Consider the following 20,011-nt stretch of genomic DNA (forward strand, 5'->3'; position numbering starts at 1 on the left):
GTCCGACGTGTGTGTACGGCATGGACGGCGGGCGGGGGGGGGGGGGGGCCCCCCGCCCCCCCCCCCCCCCCCCCCCCGCCCCCCGCCCCCCCCGCCCCCCCCCCCCCCCCCCCCCCCCCCCCCCCCGGGGCCGGTAACCTGTCCGAGCTTGAGTACGAAGGGAGGATTCCATGACCGACGCGAACGGTGCGATCGGCGGTGACCCATCGAGCGGATCCGGGCACTATCCGGAGTTCGCCCGCTTCGGAGGCCTGACGGCCACCATCCTCGCGACCGCTGCCGAACACGGCATCGATCTCGGGGACGAGCCCCCGCCGCCGGTTCCCGACTGGTCGCCGAAAGTCGCGGTGTTCGAGTCACCCGCGCGGCGGGTGAGGGTCAACCTCCTGCTGGAGGAAAGAGGGTTCGTCCTCTGGCTGGGCAGCGGTCGAGGACTGCGGGCATCGGCCGGCGGAACCACTTCTGACCTCGTCGAGACCGCCAGGGTCATCGCGGCCTGGAAGCGGGGGGCCACGCTCAAGGAGCTCTCCGAAGAGTTTCCCTTCATGACGTACTCACGGCTGAGTCAGGGGTACGAGGACGGAAACCCGGAAGCCGTGATGTGGGACCTCCTCCTCGGCAACGAGGAATTCGAGGACTACCGGAACCTCATCACCGCACTGCGTGCGGAGTCGGTCCTCGCGGAGATGTTCCCCTACATGTCGATGTGGACGCTGGTCCTGGCGAAGGACGCCTACGACGAGCAGCCGGGTCAGCTGAGGATCCGGCAGGAGACCGACGGTTCCTACCTGTTGTCCTCATCGAAGGCGGAGGAGGACAACAGGCGGTTCGACCGGCTGGACGACCTGGTCGCCGCGGCTGTCGCCCTGCGGGCCGACCTCTGATCGACCCTCGAACACACGGCGCCGCCTCTCCACGCCCGAAAGGGCGGGCGAGAGGCGGCGCCTTCGTGTTGAGGCGCGGCCGTCCCCGGAGCCGACCCACCGACCGACCGCCCCCCACGCGCCGGCCCACGCGCCCCACGACCGTCCCGGACTGCCCTTTGGGGACATCACCTCTTACCCCCACTGAGGGTGCTCGGGCTCTCCCGTGACGCGCCCGCACCGGGGACACTGCGGGGGAGACCGCCCCTGCAACCTGTGAGGTCGAGCGTGATCGGCGCCACCGCCACCCCCCGCTCCGTCCGGCGGCCGGCCAGGGCCGCCGTCGCGGTGCTGCTCGCGCTCGCGGCGGCCCTGGTGACCCTGACCGGCGCCGCCCCCGGTGGGCCGGGCGCCGCGGCCCCGGTGGCCGCGGTCGACCCGGCGGCCGGGCGGATCGTCTTCGCCGGCACCGACCACCGCGGCCTCGGCAAGGTGACCGGCGCCGAGTCGAGCACCCCGCTGTTCGGGCCCGGCCCGATCCACTTCGACCGTGACCCGTCGGCCCGCGGCGACGAGGTGGTCTTCACCAGCCTGCGCGACAGCCCGCTGCCCCAGGTGTACCTGCGCGACGCGGCCGGCGCGGTGCACCGGCTCACCACCGGCATGGACACCTCCCGCCCCGCCCTCGCCCCGGACGGCAAGGGCGTCGTCTTCGAGGCGCTGGAGGACCGCGGCGGCGACAGCAAGCCCCAGCACGTCCTGTGGGCCGTCAACCGGGACGGCAGCGGCCTGCACCGGATCACCGACGGCGCGGCCGACGAGACCCATCCGACCGTCTCGCCCGACGGGAAGTGGATCGCCTACTCCTGCGACGGCGAACCGTCGCACCGTCAGATCTACCTGAGGCCGTTCACCGGCGGCGCGCCCGTCAAGGTCACCAACGTGACCAACGGGGACGCGGTCGACCCGACCTGGAACCCGGTCGACGACGACGCCCACCGCAACGAGATCGTCTACACCTGGGACCAGGGCGCCCAGGGACGGACCCTGATGCTCACCTCGCCCACCGGCGACGACAAGGCCTTCTTCCCCGGCACCGGCTCCACCTGGAAGACCGGCTCCGCCGCCTGGACGGCCGACGGCACCGGAGTCGTCTTCCTCAGCGCGGACCTGCTCGACCCCAACAACCCGAGTCCGCAGCCCGACCCGACCCGGCCGCCCGTGGTGAACCTCTACAGCGCGCTGACCTGCAACTGCAAGGCGCCCGAACTGCTCTACCGGGCCGACCGGTTGATCTCCTCGCCGACCTGGCTGGGCCCGCAGCAGGGCGGCGGCCCCGTCGTCGAGCAGACCAGCGCCTCGGGCTCCAACGTCGCCGACGTGGAGGACATGCGCCCCGACGGGTCCGACCCGCGCGACCTCGGCATCAGCGTGCTCCGCGAGGACCCGGCCGCCGACGGCAACACCAGCACCGACCCGGCCGCCGACCCGCTCTTCCACCCCCGCCCCGGCTTCGACCCCTGGTACGAGCGCCAGACCTACACCCCCGACGGCCGCCAGATCGTGGTGACCCGCTACGAGGACGGGCCCGCCGGGCGGATCCAGCGGATCTGGATCGCCGACGGCGACGGGGCGAACCCGCAGCCGATGAACCTCGCCGGGCGTGGCCCCGACGACCGGGACACCGACCCGTCGCTCTCCCCGGACGGCAAGCTGATCGTGTTCAGCCGCAGCGCCCCGGCCACCGACGGGCAGCCCGCCCGGCCCGGTCGCGTCCTGATCGCCGAGGTGGCCACCGGGCGGATCGTCGGCACCGTCCAGCCGCCGGCCGGCCAGCAGGGCGCCTCCGACGGCCAGCCGTTCTGGTCCCCCGACGGCAAGCTGATCGCCTTCTCCCGGACCGCCGTGATCGACGGCAACGCCGGCAACCTGCACGTCTGGACCGTCTCCGCGGACGACCTCACCCGGCAGACCGACCTCAGCCGGACGGCCTGCCCGGGCAACTGCGATGTCATCGACGACAGCCCCGCCTTCGCCCCCGACGGGCGCCGGATCGCCTTCAACCGCAAGGCCGGTGACGGTGGGAACAACCACCAGGACGGGGTGGTGGTCACCACGCCGACCGGCGCCGACTGCACGGTGATCGTGCCCGCCGGGCTCGGCCAGGGCGCCTGCACCCGGCCGCTGCCCGACCGCCCCACCACCGGGCCATTCCAGCCCCGCGACGTCGCCTGGACGGCGAACAGCGCGCAACTGCTGATGACCTCGCGCCGCGACGCGCCGCCGAGCTCGCCGGAGGGCCTCAAGGTCTACGACTTCGCGACCGCCAAGCTCACCGAACTCGACTGGCGGCTGCCGGGCCGCCAGAAGGAGCCGGCCGTCCAGCAGTCCGTCGACCTGTCGGTCAGCGTGCCCGAGCGGACCCCGGCCGTCCCCGTCGACGGCAGCACCGACGTGACCGTCACCGTCACCAACAAGGGCCCCGCGCCCTCGCCCGGCACCGTCCTCACCGTCTCGGTGCCGACCGGTGCCCGGCTCGGCAAGCTGACCACCCCGACCGGAACGTGCGACGCCGCGGCGCTGCGCTGCGAACTCGGCACCATGGCACCGCACGCGGTGATCCGGATCACCGCCACCCTGATCGGCACCCGGCCCGGCTACCCGGACTTCGGCTGGAGCGTCACCGGAGCGGTCCAGGACCCGAACCCCGACGACGACTCCGCCCGGACCTTCCTGCCGGTGCTGGAGCCGCCGACCCCGTCGCCGACCCCGACCCCCACCCCGTCACCGACGGCCACGCCGACCCCGACACCGACCCCGACCACCCCCGCACCCAGCCCGACCGCCACGCCCAGCCCCGCCCCGCCGCCGCCCCCGGCGCCCGCCCCCGTACCGCCGCCCCAGGCCGGCCCCACGATCGCGGTCGACGCCCAGCCGAACCCCGGCTACGTCGGCGGCCACGTGACCGTCAGCTACACCGTCCGCAACACCGGCCAGGCCCTCGCCACCGGTCTGCGCCTGACCCTCGGCCTGCCCGCCGGAGTGCCCACCGAGGCCCTGCCCCCCGGCTGCCGGGCCGGCACCTGCACGGTGAGCGACCTGGCCCCGGGCCGCAGCGCCGTGGTCCGCGTGGTGCTCTCGCCCGTGGCCGCGCTGGACACCACCATCACCGCGGAGCTGACCACCACCGGCACCGACGCCACCCCGGGACCGCACCGGGCGAGCACCCCGCTGCGCATCCTCCAACCCCGCATCGTCGCGGTGCCGCCGATCGGCAAGCCCGGCTTCGTCACCTCGGTGCGCGGCGTGGACTTCCCGCCCGGCACGCCCGTCCGGTTCACCTGGAACCCCGGCATCACCGCCGCGGCCGCGCCCACCCGCCCCAAGGACGACGGCACCTTCGCCGGCCAGCTGCTCATCCTCCCCAAGGACGAGACCGGCCCGCGCACCATCACCGCCGAAGGCCCCGGCTTCTCCCCGGTGACCTGCCCCTTCCTGGTGGTGGAGGGCAGCATCGGCCCGCCCGGGGAGGTGGAGCGGCGGTGATCCACGAAGTCGACGAAGCACTACGGCAGTTGCTCGCCGAGACCGGCCTGCCCGAGCGCGGGATCGAGGTGGTCTTCGACGCACCCACCCGGGACTTCGCGGCCCGGCGCAACGCGCCCACGGTCAGCGTCTTCCTGTACGGGCTGCGCGAGGACACCGGCCGCCGGCAGACCGGCACCGTCGCCGAGTACGACGCGGACGGCCTGGTGACCGGCCACCGCCCGGCGCCCCGCTGGTTCGAGCTGGCCTACCTGGTCACCGCCTGGACCAACCGGCCGCAGGACGAACACCGGCTGCTGGCCGAGGTGCTGCAGTGCCTGACCGCCACCGACACCCTGCCCGCCCGGCTGCTCACCGGCAGCCTCGCGGAGCTCGGACTGACCGTCGCGCTGGACATCGCGGGGCGTGACACCGGCCTGCCGTCGGTGTCCGACGTCTGGTCCTCGCTCGGCGGGGAGCTGCGGCCCTCCGTCGACCTCCGGGTGCTCGCCCCGCTGCCCGGCGGGCGCAGCCCGGCCGGGCCGCCGGTCACCGAGGGGCTGGTGCTGCACGCCGGCGACACCACCCCGGCCGGGCCGCCGCCCACCGACGGGCCGGGCCGCCGACTGCGCTACCAGGGCACCGACGACCCGGGGCCGGACGGCTTCGCCGCGCCCAGGGAACGCGGCCTGCCGCCCGGCCGCCGGCCACGGGGCAGGGCGCGATGACCGTCGACCTCGAACAGCCCGTGAACGACGCACCGCCGAGTGCCCAGCCACCCGGCCCGCACCACGACCACCTCTGGGAGCGGCTGCACCGCGTCGAGCAGAAGGTCCGCGCCGCGGTGCGCGAACGCCGGGCCGACGACCCGGACCCGGACGACCCGTACCGCGGCCAGTACCTCGGCCCGGAGGCGGTGGAGCGCATCCTGGCGGCCTCCGCCACGGTGCACGGGGCCACCGGGGACCTCGGCGACGGGCCCGCCCCGCCGCCCGGCTCCCGGCTCGGCCGGCTCGCCGCCGCCTTCGGGCTGCTCCCGGTGGACCTCGACCTGCTGCTGGTCGCCCTCGCCCCCGACCTTGACTCCCGCTTCGAACAGCTCTACGGCTACCTCAACGACGACCTGACCCGCCGCCGGGCGACCATCGGCCTCGCCCTGGAGCTGTGCGGACAGCCCGGCGCCGGCGCCGGCCGCTTCCGGTTCTCCGTCCGCGCCCCGCTGGTCGCCGGCGGCCTGCTGGAGGTCACCGAGCCCGACCGCCCGCTGCTCTCCCGCACCCTGCGCGTCCCGGACCGGGTGACGGCCCATCTGCTCGGCGACGACGAGCCGGACGGCACCCTCGCCGGGCTGGCCCGCCGCGCCGAGCCCCGCTTCCGGCAGCTCGACGAGCGGCCCGACGAGCGGTCCCACGAACGGTCCGGCGAGCGGCCCGACGAGCGATTGCGCGCGCTGGCCGCCAACGGCGGGTTCGTCCACCTGCTGGACCGCAGCGGACACGCCGCCCCGATCGCGGTGGCCGCCCTCGCGGCCGACGGCCCGCCGCCCCTGCTGGTCGACGCCGCCGCGCTCGCCGCCCGCCCACCGGAGGCCACCGTACGGGTGCTCGCCCGCGAGGCACGCCTGGCCGGGGGCGGCGTGGTGCTCGGACCGCTGGACCGGCTCGAACCCGAACGGCCCGAGCGGGCCGCCCTGCTGCGCGAATTGTGCGCGGCACTCGACGGCGTCCCGCTGGTCGTGCACGGCCCGCAGGTCTGGGACCCGACCTGGGCGGCCCGGAGCCCGGTCGTGGTCACCGTCCCACCGCCGGACGCCCGGGTACGGGCCGAGCAGTGGGCCGGCGCGCTCGGCGCGGAGCTGGACGAGGAGCTGGCCGAGGCGGTCGCCGCCTACCGGCTGGACGGGGAGCAACTGGCCCGCGCGGCCTCGGTGGCGGCCAGGACGGCGGCCGCCGAGCGGCGCCCGGTGCGGGCCGAGGACCTGCGGACGGCGGTGCGGGCGCAGAACGCCGCCGGCCTGGCCCGGCTCGCCCGCCGGATCGAGCCCGGGGTCGGCTGGTCCGACCTCGTGCTGCCCGCCCCCACCGCGGGCCGGCTGCGGGAACTCGTGCTGCGCGCCCGGCACCGCGACCAGGTGCTCCGGCAGTGGCGGATGCGCCCGGGCGGCGGCCGGGGCAACGGCGTGATCGCCCTGTTCGCCGGGGAGTCCGGCACCGGCAAGACGATGTCCGCCGAGGTGGTCGCCGCCGAACTCGGCATGGAGCTGTACGTGGTGGACCTCTCCACCGTGGTGGACAAGTACATCGGCGAGACCGAGAAGAACCTGGAACGGATCTTCACCGAGGCCGCGCAGGTCAACGGCGTCCTGCTGTTCGACGAGGCGGACGCGCTGTTCGGCAAGCGCTCGGAGGTCAAGGACGCCCGCGACCGGCACGCCAACGTGGAGACGGCGTACCTGCTGCAGCGGATGGAGTCCTTCGACGGGATCGCCGTGCTGACGTCCAACCTGCGGGCCAACCTCGACGAGGCGTTCACCCGCCGGCTGGACGTCATCGCCGAGTTCCCGCTGCCGGACGAGACGCAGCGGCGTCTGCTGTGGGACCGCTGCCTCGGGCCGCTGGTGCCCCGCGGTGACGACCTCGACCTGGACTACTGCGCCCGGAACTTCGAGCTCACCGGTGGCTCCATCCGGGCCTGCGCGGTCTCCGCGGCCTACCTGGCCGCCGGGACGGGTGCCCCGCTGGGCATGGCGCAGCTGGTGTCCGCGGTCGTCGGCGAGTACCGCAAGCTCGGCCGGCTGGTGCTGGCGAGCGAGTTCGGGCCGTGGCTGGGCCGGCTCGGGGACGCCGGGCACGGCTGACGGGCTGACGGGCCGACCGGCTGTCGGGCTGCCGAGGGGCCGGGGGACGGCGGGGCAGCCGGGGCGCCTGGGGAGACCCACCGAGGTGTCCGCCGGGGGCAGCGGTTCCTGCCCCCGGTCCGGGACCTGCGGACATGTTCCCGGGAGGTGCCCGGGCAGCAGACTCGGAGGCGAATGACCGGCGAATAGCGGTGGTCCAGCCGAAGGAGCGCGTATGCCGTCGTACCTCACCCCGGGCGTGTACGTGGAGGAGGTCCAGTCCGGTGCCCGGCCGATCGAGGGCGTCGGCACGGCCGTCGCCGCCTTCGTCGGCTTCGCCGAGACCGGACCCTTCCACGAGCCCACACTGGTGACCAACTGGGACCAGTACGTCCAGCGGTTCGGCGGCTTCACCGAGGGCACCTACCTGGCGCACTCGGTGTACGGCTTCTTCGCCAACGGCGGCGGCTCCGCCTACGTCGTGCGGGTCGGCGACCCGGCCCGGCAGGCGCCCGGCGCCGCCCCCGCCGTCACCGCGGCCCCGCCCGTCGAGATCGCCGGGTTCCTGTTCTCCGCCCTGCCCGCCGCGGGCGGCGAGGTGTCCGTCGAGGTCGCCGACGCGGAGGGGGAGAACGTCCCCGAGGACCGCTTCCGGCTGCTGGTGCGCCGGGGCGCCGAGGTCGTCGAGACGTACGACGTCTCGACCCGCAAGAGCACCAAGGGCTACGTCGTCACCCAGCTGCGCGAGTCGAAGTTGGTCGCCGTCGCCGAGAAGCCCGGCACCGCGCCGAGCCGCCCCGAGCGCCGCACCCACGCCCTGGCTGCCGCGCCCGCGCCGGCCGCCGTCCCGGCCGGCCGGCTCGACCCGGCCGAGTACGTCGGCGACGCCGCCGCCCGGACCGGCTTCGGCGGCCTGGAGGCGATCGACGAGATCACCATGGTCGCGGTGCCCGACCTGATGAGCGCCTACCAGCGCGGCGACCTCGACGACGAGGGCCTGCGCACCGTCCAGCTGGCCGTGATGTCGCACTGCGAGCAGATGGGCGACCGGATCGCCGTCCTGGACCCGCCGCCCGGCCTGAACGCCCAGCGGATGCGCACCTGGCGCAACGAGGAGGCGGGCTTCGACTCCCGCTACGCCGCGCTCTACTACCCGTGGATCAAGGTGTTCGACCCGGCGAGCGGCCGCAACGTGCTGGTCCCGCCGAGCGGCCACGTCGCCGGTGTGTGGGCGCGCAGCGACGCCGAGCGCGGCGTGCACAAGGCGCCCGCCAACGAGGTCATCCGCGGCGCGGTGGACCTGGAGCTGCGCCTCAGCAAGGGCGAGCAGGACCTGCTGAACCCGATCGGCGTCAACTGCGTGCGGGCGTTCCCCGGGCGCGGCATCCGGATCTGGGGCGCGCGCACCCTCTCCTCCGACCCGGCGTGGCGCTACCTGAACGTGCGCCGGCTGTTCAACTACCTGGAGGAGTCCATCCTCCTGGGGACCCAGTGGGTGGTCTTCGAACCCAACGACGACCGGCTGTGGTCCAGCATCCGCCGGAACATCACCGCGTTCCTCACCGAGGAGTGGCGGCGCGGGGCCCTGTTCGGCCAGACCGCGGCCGAGGCCTTCTACGTCAAGTGCGACCGCGACAACAACCCGCCGGAGTCCATCGACCTCGGCCAGGTGATCTGCGAGATCGGCGTCGCCCCGGTGAAGCCCGCGGAGTTCGTGGTGTTCCGGCTGTCCCAGTTCTCCGACAGCACGAGCCTCGTCAACGAGTGACCGGCCCGGTCGGCACCACCACCCCTCGGCACCCCTCGCATCGGAAGGTGACAGAAACCCATGGCTGAAGGCGATCCGCTCTCCACACATATCTTCGGCGTCCAACTCGGCGGCTACAACGTCGAGTCCGTCAAGGAGATCAGCAACCTGACGGTCGAACAGGACGTCGTCGAGTACAAGCAGGTGACCCAAGAGGGCAAGCTGATCGTCCGCAAGCAGCCCGGCGCCCGGCTCCCCGGCGAGGTGACCATCACCCGCGGCCTGGACAAGAGCGGCGCGTTCACGGACTGGATCAAGGAGACCCTCAACAACGGGGCGATCAACACCGCGCGGCAGAACCTGACCATCGAGGTCAAGGACACCACCGGTGCCACCCTGCGGCGCATCCAGCTGACCAACGCCTGGGCGAGCCGCTGGGAGGGCCCCACCCTCAGCGCCGGCGAGTCCAGCGCCGCGACCGAGACCGTGACCATCGTGTTCGAGGAGATCTCGGTCGAGTGAGGCGCAAGATCGGCCTGGACGAGCTGCTGGAAGGGGCTCCGGCCCCGCAGAACGCCGCGCCCCAGCAGCAGGCCCCGGCGGCAGCGGCGGCGTCGCAGCCCCGGGGGCGGGCGCCGCACACCGAGTTCGAGTTCGAGCTGCCGCTCGGCTACGTCGACGACGAGGGCACCGTCCACCGGCACGGCGCCATGCGCCTGGCCACCGCCCGCGACGAGCTGATGCCGCAGATCGACCTGCGGGTCAAGGAGAACCCGGCGTACCTCAGCGTGGTGCTGCTCAGCCACGTGATCACCAGGCTGGGCGACATCACCGACGTGCACGCCGGGGTCGTCGAGCGGATGTACGCCACCGACGTGGCCTTCCTCCAGGACCTCTACCAGCGGATCAACAGCGAAGGCCACACGCGCGCCGCGGTGACCTGCCCGCACTGCGACGGCGCCTTCGAGGTCGACCTCGCCGGTGGGCGCCTGGGGGAATCGTGACGTACGCGCCTGCTCGGCTGTACGAGGAGATCGCGTACATCGCGTACCACTTCCACTGGCAGCGGGAGGACATCCTGGACCTGACCCACCGCGAACGCGGGCAGTGGGTCAGGGAGATCGCGCGGCTCAACACCCGCATCAGCGAAGGCGGGTGAGCCGGGTGGGGCTTCGGGACTGGATCGGCCGCCGCAGGGGCGGCGAGACCGGTGCTCCCGTCGGCGTGGAGGCCGACGGGAGCACCGGTGGGGGCGTCGGGGAGGCCGCTCCCCGGCGGCGCCCGGCGGCCGGGGACGGGGGCTGGCGCGCCGTCGCGCCGCTGGTCCCGACCCTGGCCGGGCCGGCCCACGGCGTCAGCGACGGCCTGACGTTCCGCTCCCGGCTCACCGCCTGGCAGGACCCTTCGCTCTGCGGCCCGCTCGGCCACGCGGTCCTGCCGACCGCCCCGGTCGGCATCCTGCGGGCCGTGGCGAGGCCGGGCCTGCCGGACCCCGCCCGCACGGGCGGGGACGACCTCGTCGTGCCGGTGCTCCCGGTCCAGGCCGGGCCCGAGGAGCCGGCGCAGGCCGGGCCGTCGGGCGCGGCCCGGCCGGCCGCGCCGGTCCAGCGCTCCGTCCGGCTGCGGCGACTCCCGGTGCGGTCGGCGCCGCGCCCGCCGCGCGCGGGAGGGGGCGAGCGTCAGCCGGTCGCGGCCGGGGCCGACGGCGGTGCGCCGAGGCCCGCTGTGGCGGCGCCCGTTGCGCCCGTGCCGGGCGGGTCGAAGTCCGCTGCGGCGAGGGCCGGTTCACCGAAGGCCGGTTCGCCGAAGGCCGCGGCGCCGCAATCCGCTGCCGGAACGCCCGCTGCTGCTGCGGCGGCGAGTGCGCCGGCTGCCGTCGGGGCGACGCCCGAGGCCGTCACGGCCTCCCCGCTTCCGAACGATTCCGCGGCCCGGACCGTCGAGCGTCCGGTGCGTCCGCGTTCCGTGGGCGCTCCGCTGGTCGTGGCGAGGCGCCCCACGTCGCTGCCCGCGCGCCCGGTGGCGGCCGTCCCGGGAACGGTCAGGGCGCCGGGCGTCGCCACCGAGCCGACGGCCCGGGGCACCGACACACCGACGCCCGCCGCGATGACGGAGACACCGACCGACGGCACGCGCCCTCCCGCGAGCGGCGAAGCCGCCGTACGGACGGCGTCCGGTCCGGCCGCGGCGCCCGCGTCCGCGCCCGCGCGGAGCGGGCGGGCCGAAGGGGTGGTCCAGCGTGCCCCCGCGAGCGGCCCCGCCGCGGCGCCCGCCCGCCCGGTCCTCGGCGCGCCCCTGACCGCGCTGCCCGCAAGCGCCACACCGCTGGCCACCGACGGTCCCCGGGCCGCTGACGCCGCCTCGGGGGCGCCGGCCATGCCCGTCGTCCCCGCCGCCGCGGCCGGGTCTCCCGTCGTCGGGACGAGCCGGCCCGACGGCGCCCTGCCCTCCGGAGGCGGGGGCCGTGACGCCGCCCCGGCCCGTCGCGCCCGTACGGCCGGCGGCCCGGCAGGCCAGGCGCCGTCCCGGCCCGAGCGCGGGAACGCCGGCGGCGCGTCCGTCCAGCGCACGCCCTCCTCCTCGCCGACCCCCGAACGCGCCGCGCCGGCCCGGCCCGCACCGACCGCTGCCCGCGCGGGCGGGCCCGTCGAGGGTGCGTCCGTGCAGCGCGCGGCGTCCGACGCCGCCACCTCGTCGCACACTCCGTCGACGCCGGTCCGGCCCGATTCGGCTCCTGCCCGCGCGAGCGGGCCTGCCGAGGGCGTGTCCGTGCAGCGTGCGCCGTCGGTGCCGCTCCGGCCCGATCACACCCCCGGGGGCGTGAGCGGGCCCGTGGAGGGCGCGTCCGTCCACCGCGCGCCCTCCGGGGCCGCCACTCCCTCGGCGCCGGTCCAGCCCGAGCCGGTCCCGGCCCGTGCGCGCGGGGGCCTGGGCGCGCCGCTCGACGCGCTGCCGTCGACGGCGGCCGTGGCCGGTGCCGCCGCGCCGCTGCTCGGCGGGCGCCGACCGGTGCAGCGGATCGCGGCCCCGGCGGCGGACGGCGCCGCGCCCGCCGTCGTCTCGCCGGCGGCCGGTGAGGGGCTGCCCGTGCAACGCGCCACCGGGCGCCCGGGCGACACCCCGTCCGAGAGCCCGACCCAGACCGGCCATGACGGGCGACCGGCAGGCCCGACCGCCCCGGCCGCCGATGGCAGCGGACGCCGCAGGCGCGGACCGGCAGCCGGACGCCCCCTGCCCTCCGCTGCCCCACAGGGGACTGTGGGTACCTTCGCCGCCTCGCCGTCCGGAAGTGGCAGTGGCAGCGGCCCCGAGCGGCGGCCGGACGCCTCGGTGCAACCGACCGCTCCCGGGGCGCGCCCTGCGAGCGCCCCGCCCCGAGGCGGCACCGCTCCGATGCCTACCGTGACGGTGCCCGCCCGTCCGGCCCCGGGCGGCCTGGGCGTGCAGCGCGCCGTCCAACTCATCGGCACGCGGCGCGGGTTGCTCGGTGACCGCCGGATGTCGGTCTCCCTCGCCACTGCGCCGGCGCCGTCCGCGGCCGCTGCGGCCGCGTCAGCCGGGCCGTCCGGCGCCGGTCCGGCGTCGACGCCACCCGTGGTCCGGGCCGCCTGGCCCAACGCCCTCACCTCCCACCCGGACGCTGCACCGTCGGCCGCTGCCGCGCCGCAGCGCTCACAGGCACCGGACCGGCCCTCGCCGGGCGGCCGCGACGGCGGCCCGGCAACCGGGAGGCCGGCCGGACGGACGAACCCGGGGCGGCTCCCCGCCCCGGGGACGGCCGCGCCGCGCGGGGTGGTGGCCGCCGTGCAGCGTGCTTTCTCCCGACGGTCCTCGGACCGGGCCGGTCACCCGTCGGCGCAGGGAGGTCCGCCGGTGCCCGGCGGCACCACCCCGACCGCGGCCGTGCCCGCGCACGCGTCGCAGGTGCTGCCCGGTCGAACCCGTTCGGCAGTCCCGAACACGGGCGCACCGGCGTGGCCTCAGTCCGACGTCACGAGCCCGGGGCAGTCGGTCCTGCAGCGAGCCACGGTGCCGACGTCCGCCGCGCGCCCGCCGGTCGTCCGGCTCCGGCCGGTGACGCCCCCGGCGGCCCAGTCGATCCAGCGTCTCCCGGCCACCTCCCACCCCCCGCAGCCGTCCCCGGCGCAGCCGCCCACCCTCGCGTCCCCGGCGGGCGCGGGCTGGTCGGCGGGCCCGCAGCCCGCCACCGCGTCCGCGTCCGTACCCGTGGTGTCCTGGTCCCTGCCGACCGGGCAGGCCGCGAACGCCCCCGCCGTACGGTCCACACCGTCCGCGCGGGCCGTCCCGCCCACGCCCGGCACGGCCCGGGTGCTGCAGCGGGTGGCCGAGCAGAACGGCCTGGCCGGGATCCCGCTGACCGCCGTGCCCGCGCGCACCCCCACCACGGTGCAGCGGGCCGGGGCCGCGGAACCCCCGGCGCAGGCCCCCGGCGGGCCGCACGCCAAGCCGTCCGCGGACCCGTCCGACCTCGACGAACTGGCCCGGCGCCTGGTCGAACCCGTCGGCCGGCTGCTGCGCACCGAGTTGCGCAGGGGCCGGGAGCGCAGCGGCAAACCGTACGACATGCGCCGCTGAGCGCGGGCCGCGACGCGGACCAGGTGAACGGCCGCCAGAAGGCCGCAGCAGCGACGTGACCGGAAGCAGGGAGCAGAAGCGATGACCGACAACATCTTCGCGTCCAGTGTGTTCTTCAGTCTGACCATCGGCGGCAACGACCTCGGCGAGTTCACCACCTGCTCGGGGCTCGGCGCCCAGGTCGAGATCGAGCAGTACGCGGAGGGCGGCAACAACGGCTTCGCGTGGCAGCTGCCGGGGCGCATCACCTGGTCGAACATCACGCTGACCCGCGCGGTCACCGCGGACACCACCAAGATCACCCGCTGGCTGTCCGAGATCGTCCGCAAGGTCGAGCCCAAGGACGGCGAGATCGTGGCGCTGCGGCCGGACCTGAGCCGGATCGTCGGCTGGCAGGTGATGGGGATCGTCCCGGTGCGCTGGGAGGGGCCGTCCTTCGACCCCGCCAACTCCCAGGCCGCGATGGAGACCCTGGAGATCGCCCACGCGGGCCTGCGTCCCTCCTGACCCCACCCCTCCCGAACCCCGTCCACCCCCCGACCCGCGGAAGGAGCACCAGGATGTCCCCGGCGGTCCCCGCCAGCGTCACCCGGGCCCAACTGACCATCATGGAGCCACCGTCCACGGTCGGCGCCCAGCCCGGCGGCACGCTCGCCCAGCTGCGCCTCCAGTTCAACCCGGCGACCCTGCGGCTGAGCAAGACCACCGAGTGGCGGCGCACCCCGTCCCGGATGGCGGGGGAGTCCGCACTGCCCGAGTTCGTCGGCAGCGGTCCGCGCTCGCTCTCCCTCGACGTGTTCCTGGACTCCACCGCGACCCACGACAACTCGGTGGAGCGGGCGGTGGAGCAGCTGATGACGGCCTGCGTACCCACCCCGACCAGCCTGGCGCGCAAGACACCGGCCAGCCCGTGGATCCGGCTGGACTGGGGCACCCTGAAGACCACCTCGTTCAACGGGGTGCTGACCGGCCTCTCGGTCACCTACTCGCTCTTCGACGTCGACGGGAAGCCGCTGCGGGCGGTCTGCTCGCTGACCATCGACGAGGCCAGCGTCGACCCGGCCGGGCAGAACCCCACCTCCGGCTCCCCGGAGGCCCGCAGCACCCACCGGGTGATCGCCGGCGACAGCCTGCCGCTGCTCGCCTGGCGCGCGTACGGGGACGCCACCGCCTGGCGCACCATCGCCGAGGCCAACGACATCGACGACCCGATGGCGCTCGTCCCCGGCGCGGACCTGATCGTGCCGGGCATCGAGGAACTCACCCAGAGCCGCGCCGGGAACCACACCCGGAGCGAACCCACCCAGGGCGGACGGCCATGACCACTCCCGAGGCCCGCGGCGGCCGCTCCTTCGCCGCCGATCCCGTCGTCGAGGCGCCGGGCCCGCTCCCGCCGATCTGGGTGACCCAGCTGGTCTCCTGCGACATCGAGGAGAGCGTCGGCCTGCCCGACACCGCCGTGCTGTCCTTCCGGGACGCCAACCACGCCTTCCTCGCCGCCACCGGGATCACCATCGGCACCCCGCTGAAGGTCTCCGTGGTCACCGTGCAGGGCAACACCAGGGCGCGGCTGTTCACCGGCGAGGTGACCGCGCTGGAGCTGGAGGTGGACACCACCGGCTCGTACACCGTGGTGCGGGCCTCGGCGGTCACCCACCGGCTGATGCGCGGGCGCCGGGTGAAGGCCTTCCGGAACATGACGACCGCCGACATCGTCCGCGAGGTCGCCACGGGAGCGGGCCTGACCTGCGGGAAGATCGACTCCTTCCCGGTCGTCCACCAGCAGCTCTCCCAGGCCAACGTCCCGGACTGGGACTTCCTCCAGTTCCTGGCGCAGGAGAGCGGCGCCCAGGTGCGGGTGGACGACGACGGGAAGCTGGAGTTCGTCCGGCCCGACCCGGCCTCCGGCGCCCCGGCCCCCTCCACCCCGGCCCCGCAGAACCCGCTGGTGCTGGAGTACGGCCGCAACCTGCTGGAGCTGCGCGGCGTGCTGACCGGCGCCGCGGGGGCGGACACGGTCGAGGCGCGCGGCTGGAACGTCACCACCAAGAGCGCCCTGGTCGCCACCGAGCCCGCGGTGACCTCCCGTACCGTGCAACCGGGCATGAGCCCCTCCGTGGTGGCCTCCGCGTTCCCCGGCCAGGCCCGGCTGACCGTCGCCGACACCCCGTACCGCACCCAGGCGGAGACCGCCTCGGTGGCCCGGTCGCTGGCCGCCTCGGTGGCGGCCGGCTTCGGCGAGCTGGAGGCCGTCGCCGAGGGCAACCCGCGGCTGCGGGCGGGCACCGCCGTCGCCCTGGGCAACGTCGGCGCCGCCTTCTCCGGTCGCTACACCGCCACCGGGGTACGCCATCTGCTGGAACCGTTCCGCGGCTACCGCACCACCGTGGTGGTCAGCGCCGCCCCGGACCGCTCCCTGGCCGGGCTGACCAGCGGCGGCAACGCGCCGCCGCGCGGGCCCCGGATGCCCGGCCTGGCCGTCGCCGTGGTCACCGACGTCCGGGAGCCGGGCGGCGGGCAGCGCGGCTGGGTGAAGCTCAAGTTCCCCTGGCTGGACGACACCTACGTCTCCGACTGGGTGCGCACCGTGCAGTGGGGCGGAGCCGGGGGCGGCGGCGTGGTCAGCCCCGAGGTCAACGACGAGGTGCTGGTCGGCTTCGAGCAGGGCGACCTGGACAGCCCGTACGTGCTGGGCGGGCTCTACAACGGCGTCGACCGGCCCTCCCCGCACGACGTGCCGCTGGTCGACGGGGCCTCCGGCAAGGTCAACCGCCGTTCCGTGGTATCCCGTTCGGGCCACCGGATGGAGCTGCTGGACGTGCCGGGCGGCAAGTCCGGCGTCCATCTGGCCAGCGGCGACGGGAAGTTGGAGGTCAGCCTGGACCAGCAGCGCGGCGAGATCGTGCTGACCGTCCACGGCCTCGGCGGCGCGGCCGGCAGCACGGTGCGGCTCTCGCCCTCCGGCATCACCCTGGACGCGGGCACCGGCGCGGTGAACGTGCGCGGCGGATCGGTCACCGTCCGGGGGACGACCTCGGTCACCGTGGACGGCGGCGCCGAGGCGGTGCTCAAGGGGGCCTTCGTCAGGATCAATTGATGGAACGTCAACAACACATGGCAGTATGACGAGTGCCCACGACCAACGGGGCACCATCGGAAACGGAGACCGCACATGCCCCCCGCAGCCCGGACCGGCGACCTCACCGACCACGGCGGCGCCCTGACCACCCCGCCGCCGGGCGCCCCCAGGGTGGCGACCGTGCTCATCGGCGGCCGCCCCGCCGCGGTGGTCGGCAGCGTCCACGCCTGCGTCGTCCCCCCGCACCTGGCCCTGGGCCCCGGCAACGTGGTGCTGCCCTCCCCGGGCGCGGTGACCCGCGGAATGGTGCTGATCGGCGGCCTTCCCGCCGCCCGTATGGGCGACAAGACGACCTGCGGCGCCACCATCACCGTCGGCGCGTTCAACGTGCTGATCGGGGGCTGAGCATGAGTGGAAGTTTCATAGGCAGGGGCTGGGCCTTCCCGCTGCGGGTGAACGCCACCGGCGGCATCGGCATGGTGGAGCGGGACCAGGAGCTCGCGGAGGCGATCCGCCTGATCCTCGGCACCGCCCCCGGCGAGCGGCCGATGCGGCCCGAGTTCGGCTGCGGCATCCACGAGTACGTCTTCGCCCCGGGCGACAGCACCACCGCCGGGCGGATCGCCCGCGAGGTGCGCATCGCGCTGGAGCGCTGGGAGCCGCGGATCGAGGTCGACGACGTGGTGATCGCCTTCGACAGCGTCGAGGAGGGCACGCTCTACATCGACGTCCACTACACCGTGCGGGCCACCAACGACCGCCGCAACCTGGTCTTCCCCTTCTACACCATCCCGGAGCACCCGGAGGCCGAGCCGCTGAGTGCGACGAGCGGGGGTGCGTACTGATGGCCCTGCCCTCCCCGAACCTGGACGACCGCCGCTTCCAGCAGCTCGTCGACGAGGCCAAGCGCTACGTCCAGCAGCGCGCCCCGGAGTGGACCGACCACAACGTCTCCGACCCGGGCGTCACCCTGATCGAGACCTTCGCCTACCTGGTGGACCAGCTGCTCTACCGGCTGAACCGGGTCCCGGAGAAGAACTACGCCGCCTTCCTCGACCTGCTCGGCATCCGGCTCTTCCCGCCCGCCGCGGCCCGCACCGAAGTCGACTTCTGGCTCTCCGCCCCGCAGCCCGAGACCGTCCTGCTGCGGGCCGGCACCGAGGTCTCCACGCTGCGCACCGAGACCGACGACGCGGTGGTCTTCTCCACCGCCGAGGACCTGCCGATCGTCCCCAGCTCGCTGGAGCGGCTGGTCACCGTCTCCGCCTCCGGCGAGCAGTCCGACGGCACGGCCCGGCTGGCCGACGGCGCGGACGTGCCGTGCTTCCAGCCGCGCCCGGTCGCCGGGGACGCCATGCTCTTCGCCCTGCCCGCCGTGGTGCCGCGCTGCATCCTGATCGTCCGCCTGGACAGCCGGGTGGAGGGCGTCGGCGTCGACCCGCGCCAGCCTCCGCTGGCCTGGGAGGTCTGGGACGGCGCGCGCTGGATCGCCTGCGAGACGGGCAGCGACACCACCGGCGGCCTCAACCGGCCCGGCGAGGTGGTCGTCTTCGTGCCCGCCGGGCACACCGCCTCGGTGGTCGCCGGCCGGCGGGCCGGCTGGCTGCGCTGCCGGGTCACCGAGCCGCAGCCGGGGCAGCCCTTCTACTCCGAGTCCCCGACCATCCGGCGGGCCGAGGTGTTCACGGTCGGCGGCACCGCCACCGCCGTCCACGCGCGGACCGTCACCGACGCGCCGCTCGGCGCCTCCGAGGGCGTCGCGGGCCAGCGCTTCCGGCTCGCCCGGCCGCCGGTGCTGCTCGACGGCGAGCCCCCGGTGGTCGAGGTCGCGGCCGGCGAGGGCTGGGAACGCTGGACGGTCGTCGAGCACTTCGGCGAGTCCTCGCCCACCGACCGGCACGTGGTGCTGGACGCGACCACCGGCGAGTTCCTCTTCCCGCCCGCGGTCCGGGAGCCCGACGGCAGCCTGCGCGCCTTCGGCGCCGTACCGCCCAAGGGCGCCCAGCTGCGCGTCCCGCGCTACCGCACCGGCGGCGGGATCGCCGGCAACGTCGCCCGCGGCACCGTCACGGTGCTGCGCAGCTCCGTCCCGTACATCGCCCGGGTGGACAACCGGGAGGCGGCCCGCGGCGGGGTCGACGGCGAGACCGTGGAGAACGCCAAGGCCCGCGCCCCGCACCAGCTGCGCCTGCAGGAACGTGCCGTCACCGCCGGGGACTTCGAGCTGATCGCCCGGCAGGCCGCGCCGTCCGCCGCCCGGATCAGCTGCGTGCCCGCCGGCGGCGCGGAGGCCGGGGCGGTGCGGGTCCTGGTGGTCCCCGACGCCGTCGCGGACGAGGGCGACCGGCTGCGCTTCGAACAGCTGATCCCCGACGAGCAGATGCTGGCCGCCGTCGCGACCGCCCTCGACGAGCGGCGGCTGATCGGCACCCGGCTGCTCGTCCAGCCCCCCTCCTACCAGGGCGTCACGGTCGTCGCCCGGCTCACCACCCGCTCCGCCGACCCCGACCGGGTCCGCGAGGAGGTGCTCGCCGCGCTGTACCGGTACCTCAACCCGCTGCGCGGAGGAGCGGACGGCACGGGCTGGCCGTTCGGCCGGGCGGTGCAGTACGGGGAGGTGTTCGCCGTGCTCCAGCGGGTGTCCGCCGTCTCGGGCGTCGAGGAGGTGCGGCTGTTCCCGGCCGACCCGATCACCGGACGCCGGGGCGCCCCCGCCGAGCGGGTCGAGGTCCCGCCGGACGCCCTGGTCTTCTCCCACCAGCACCAGGTCGTGGTCACCACGGCCGCCGAGGGGATCTCATGACCCGGGCCGCCGTCCCCGGGCTGCCCAGCCCGCACCCGATCGGCGAACTGCTGCCGGCGCTGTTCGCCGACGACGACTTCGCCCAGCGGTTCACCGCGGGCCTGGACACCGTCCTCGCCCCGGTGTTCGCGACCCTGGACAACCTGCCCGCCTACTTCCGGCCCGGCCTCGCGCCGGCCGACTTCCTCGACTGGCTGGCCTCCTGGGTCGCGGTGGAGGTCGACCCGGCCTGGCCGGTGGAGGTGCGCCGCGCCGTGGTCGAGCGCGCCGTCGAACTGCACCGCTGGCGCGGCACCCGCCGCGGCCTGACCGAACGCCTGCGACTGGTGCTCGGCGCCGGAGCCGAGATCGTGGACGGCGGCGGCGCCTCCTGGTCCACCGACCCGGACGCCACGCCGGCGCCCGCGCCGGGCGGCGAGGTGCTGGTCCGGGTCTGGCCGCTGCGCGGACCGGCGCCGGACGAGGACCAGGTGCGGTCCGTCGTCAGGGCGGGCTGTCCCGTCCACCTGACCTGCCGGGTGGAGATCCTGCCCGGCCCACCCGGGCGAACGGAGGGCTGACG

The 20,011-nt window shown here is 75.5% G+C and carries 17 protein-coding genes; 16 read left to right on the plus strand and 1 reads right to left on the minus strand.

Features of this window, described 5'->3' with window-relative positions; genetic code table 11:
- Nucleotides 1–170 precede the first annotated feature (170 nt).
- The 8 genes from ACGF0D_RS30465 to ACGF0D_RS30500 all read left to right on the plus strand — a co-directional run bounded on the left by ACGF0D_RS30465 (nt 171) and on the right by ACGF0D_RS30500 (nt 10,130).
- Nucleotides 171–884, plus strand: coding sequence for a hypothetical protein (locus ACGF0D_RS30465; protein ID WP_392921645.1), 714 nt, complete (start codon nt 171–173; stop codon nt 882–884).
- Between the two features lie 255 nt (nt 885–1,139).
- Nucleotides 1,140–4,409 carry a hypothetical protein gene (locus ACGF0D_RS30470; protein ID WP_392921648.1) on the plus strand — a complete coding sequence of 1,090 codons (3,270 nt, stop codon included), beginning with the start codon at nt 1,140–1,142 and terminating at the stop codon, nt 4,407–4,409.
- Complete coding sequence (locus ACGF0D_RS30475) at nt 4,406–5,116, plus strand: DUF4255 domain-containing protein (protein WP_392921651.1); 711 nt, start codon at nt 4,406–4,408, stop codon at nt 5,114–5,116. Before ACGF0D_RS30470 ends, ACGF0D_RS30475 begins: the two co-directional genes overlap by 4 nt.
- Entirely contained in the window at nt 5,113–7,245 is a 2,133-nt protein-coding gene (locus tag ACGF0D_RS30480) for an ATP-binding protein (protein ID WP_392921653.1), read from the plus strand. Before ACGF0D_RS30475 ends, ACGF0D_RS30480 begins: the two co-directional genes overlap by 4 nt.
- Before the next feature lie 214 nt (nt 7,246–7,459).
- A complete protein-coding gene (locus ACGF0D_RS30485; RefSeq protein ID WP_392877559.1) occupies nt 7,460–8,992 on the plus strand; it encodes a phage tail sheath family protein in 1,533 nt (510 codons plus the stop codon).
- A gap of 60 nt (nt 8,993–9,052) precedes the next feature.
- Nucleotides 9,053–9,493, plus strand: coding sequence for a phage tail protein (locus tag ACGF0D_RS30490; protein ID WP_030290301.1), 441 nt, complete (start codon nt 9,053–9,055; stop codon nt 9,491–9,493).
- Nucleotides 9,490–9,975 carry a hypothetical protein gene (locus ACGF0D_RS30495; RefSeq protein ID WP_392877558.1) on the plus strand — a complete coding sequence of 162 codons (486 nt, stop codon included), beginning with the start codon at nt 9,490–9,492 and terminating at the stop codon, nt 9,973–9,975. The genes ACGF0D_RS30490 and ACGF0D_RS30495 overlap by 4 nt, the downstream gene beginning before the upstream one ends.
- The gene (locus ACGF0D_RS30500; protein WP_181970396.1) at nt 9,972–10,130 is read left to right on the plus strand and encodes a DUF6760 family protein; all 159 of its coding nucleotides are present in this window, start codon (nt 9,972–9,974) and stop codon (nt 10,128–10,130) included. The genes ACGF0D_RS30495 and ACGF0D_RS30500 overlap by 4 nt, the downstream gene beginning before the upstream one ends.
- 520 nt (nt 10,131–10,650) lie before the next feature.
- On the opposite strand, the gene ACGF0D_RS30505 is transcribed toward ACGF0D_RS30500, so the two are convergent.
- Entirely contained in the window at nt 10,651–11,103 is a 453-nt protein-coding gene (locus tag ACGF0D_RS30505) for a hypothetical protein (protein WP_392921656.1), read from the minus strand.
- A gap of 1,897 nt (nt 11,104–13,000) precedes the next feature.
- Here ACGF0D_RS30505 and ACGF0D_RS30510 point away from each other — a divergent pair.
- From ACGF0D_RS30510 to ACGF0D_RS30545, 8 genes are all read left to right on the plus strand, one after another.
- The gene (locus tag ACGF0D_RS30510) at nt 13,001–13,567 is read left to right on the plus strand and encodes a hypothetical protein (protein ID WP_392877553.1); all 567 of its coding nucleotides are present in this window, start codon (nt 13,001–13,003) and stop codon (nt 13,565–13,567) included.
- An 81-nt stretch (nt 13,568–13,648) separates the two neighbouring features.
- Complete coding sequence (locus ACGF0D_RS30515; RefSeq protein WP_392877551.1) at nt 13,649–14,074, plus strand: phage tail protein; 426 nt, start codon at nt 13,649–13,651, stop codon at nt 14,072–14,074.
- 53 nt (nt 14,075–14,127) lie between these two features.
- Nucleotides 14,128–14,889: a LysM peptidoglycan-binding domain-containing protein gene (locus tag ACGF0D_RS30520; protein ID WP_392877549.1), complete on the plus strand. Its 762-nt coding sequence runs from the start codon at nt 14,128–14,130 to the stop codon at nt 14,887–14,889.
- Nucleotides 14,886–16,664: a VgrG-related protein gene (locus ACGF0D_RS30525; RefSeq protein ID WP_392877547.1), complete on the plus strand. Its 1,779-nt coding sequence runs from the start codon at nt 14,886–14,888 to the stop codon at nt 16,662–16,664. The genes ACGF0D_RS30520 and ACGF0D_RS30525 overlap by 4 nt, the downstream gene beginning before the upstream one ends.
- Before the next feature lie 75 nt (nt 16,665–16,739).
- The gene (locus ACGF0D_RS30530) at nt 16,740–17,051 is read left to right on the plus strand and encodes a PAAR domain-containing protein (RefSeq protein WP_392921658.1); all 312 of its coding nucleotides are present in this window, start codon (nt 16,740–16,742) and stop codon (nt 17,049–17,051) included.
- A 2-nt stretch (nt 17,052–17,053) separates the two neighbouring features.
- On the plus strand, nt 17,054–17,491 hold the full coding sequence (locus ACGF0D_RS30535; protein ID WP_392921661.1) for a GPW/gp25 family protein: 438 nt from the start codon (nt 17,054–17,056) through the stop codon (nt 17,489–17,491).
- Nucleotides 17,491–19,449, plus strand: coding sequence for a putative baseplate assembly protein (locus ACGF0D_RS30540; RefSeq protein WP_392921664.1), 1,959 nt, complete (start codon nt 17,491–17,493; stop codon nt 19,447–19,449). Before ACGF0D_RS30535 ends, ACGF0D_RS30540 begins: the two co-directional genes overlap by 1 nt.
- On the plus strand, nt 19,446–20,009 hold the full coding sequence (locus tag ACGF0D_RS30545; RefSeq protein ID WP_392877540.1) for a phage tail protein: 564 nt from the start codon (nt 19,446–19,448) through the stop codon (nt 20,007–20,009). Before ACGF0D_RS30540 ends, ACGF0D_RS30545 begins: the two co-directional genes overlap by 4 nt.
- Nucleotides 20,010–20,011 lie beyond the last annotated feature (2 nt).

Origin of the sequence: Kitasatospora sp. NPDC048298 (assembly GCF_043201465.1) — a bacterium.
Taxonomy (GTDB): Bacteria; Actinomycetota; Actinomycetes; order Streptomycetales; family Streptomycetaceae; genus Kitasatospora.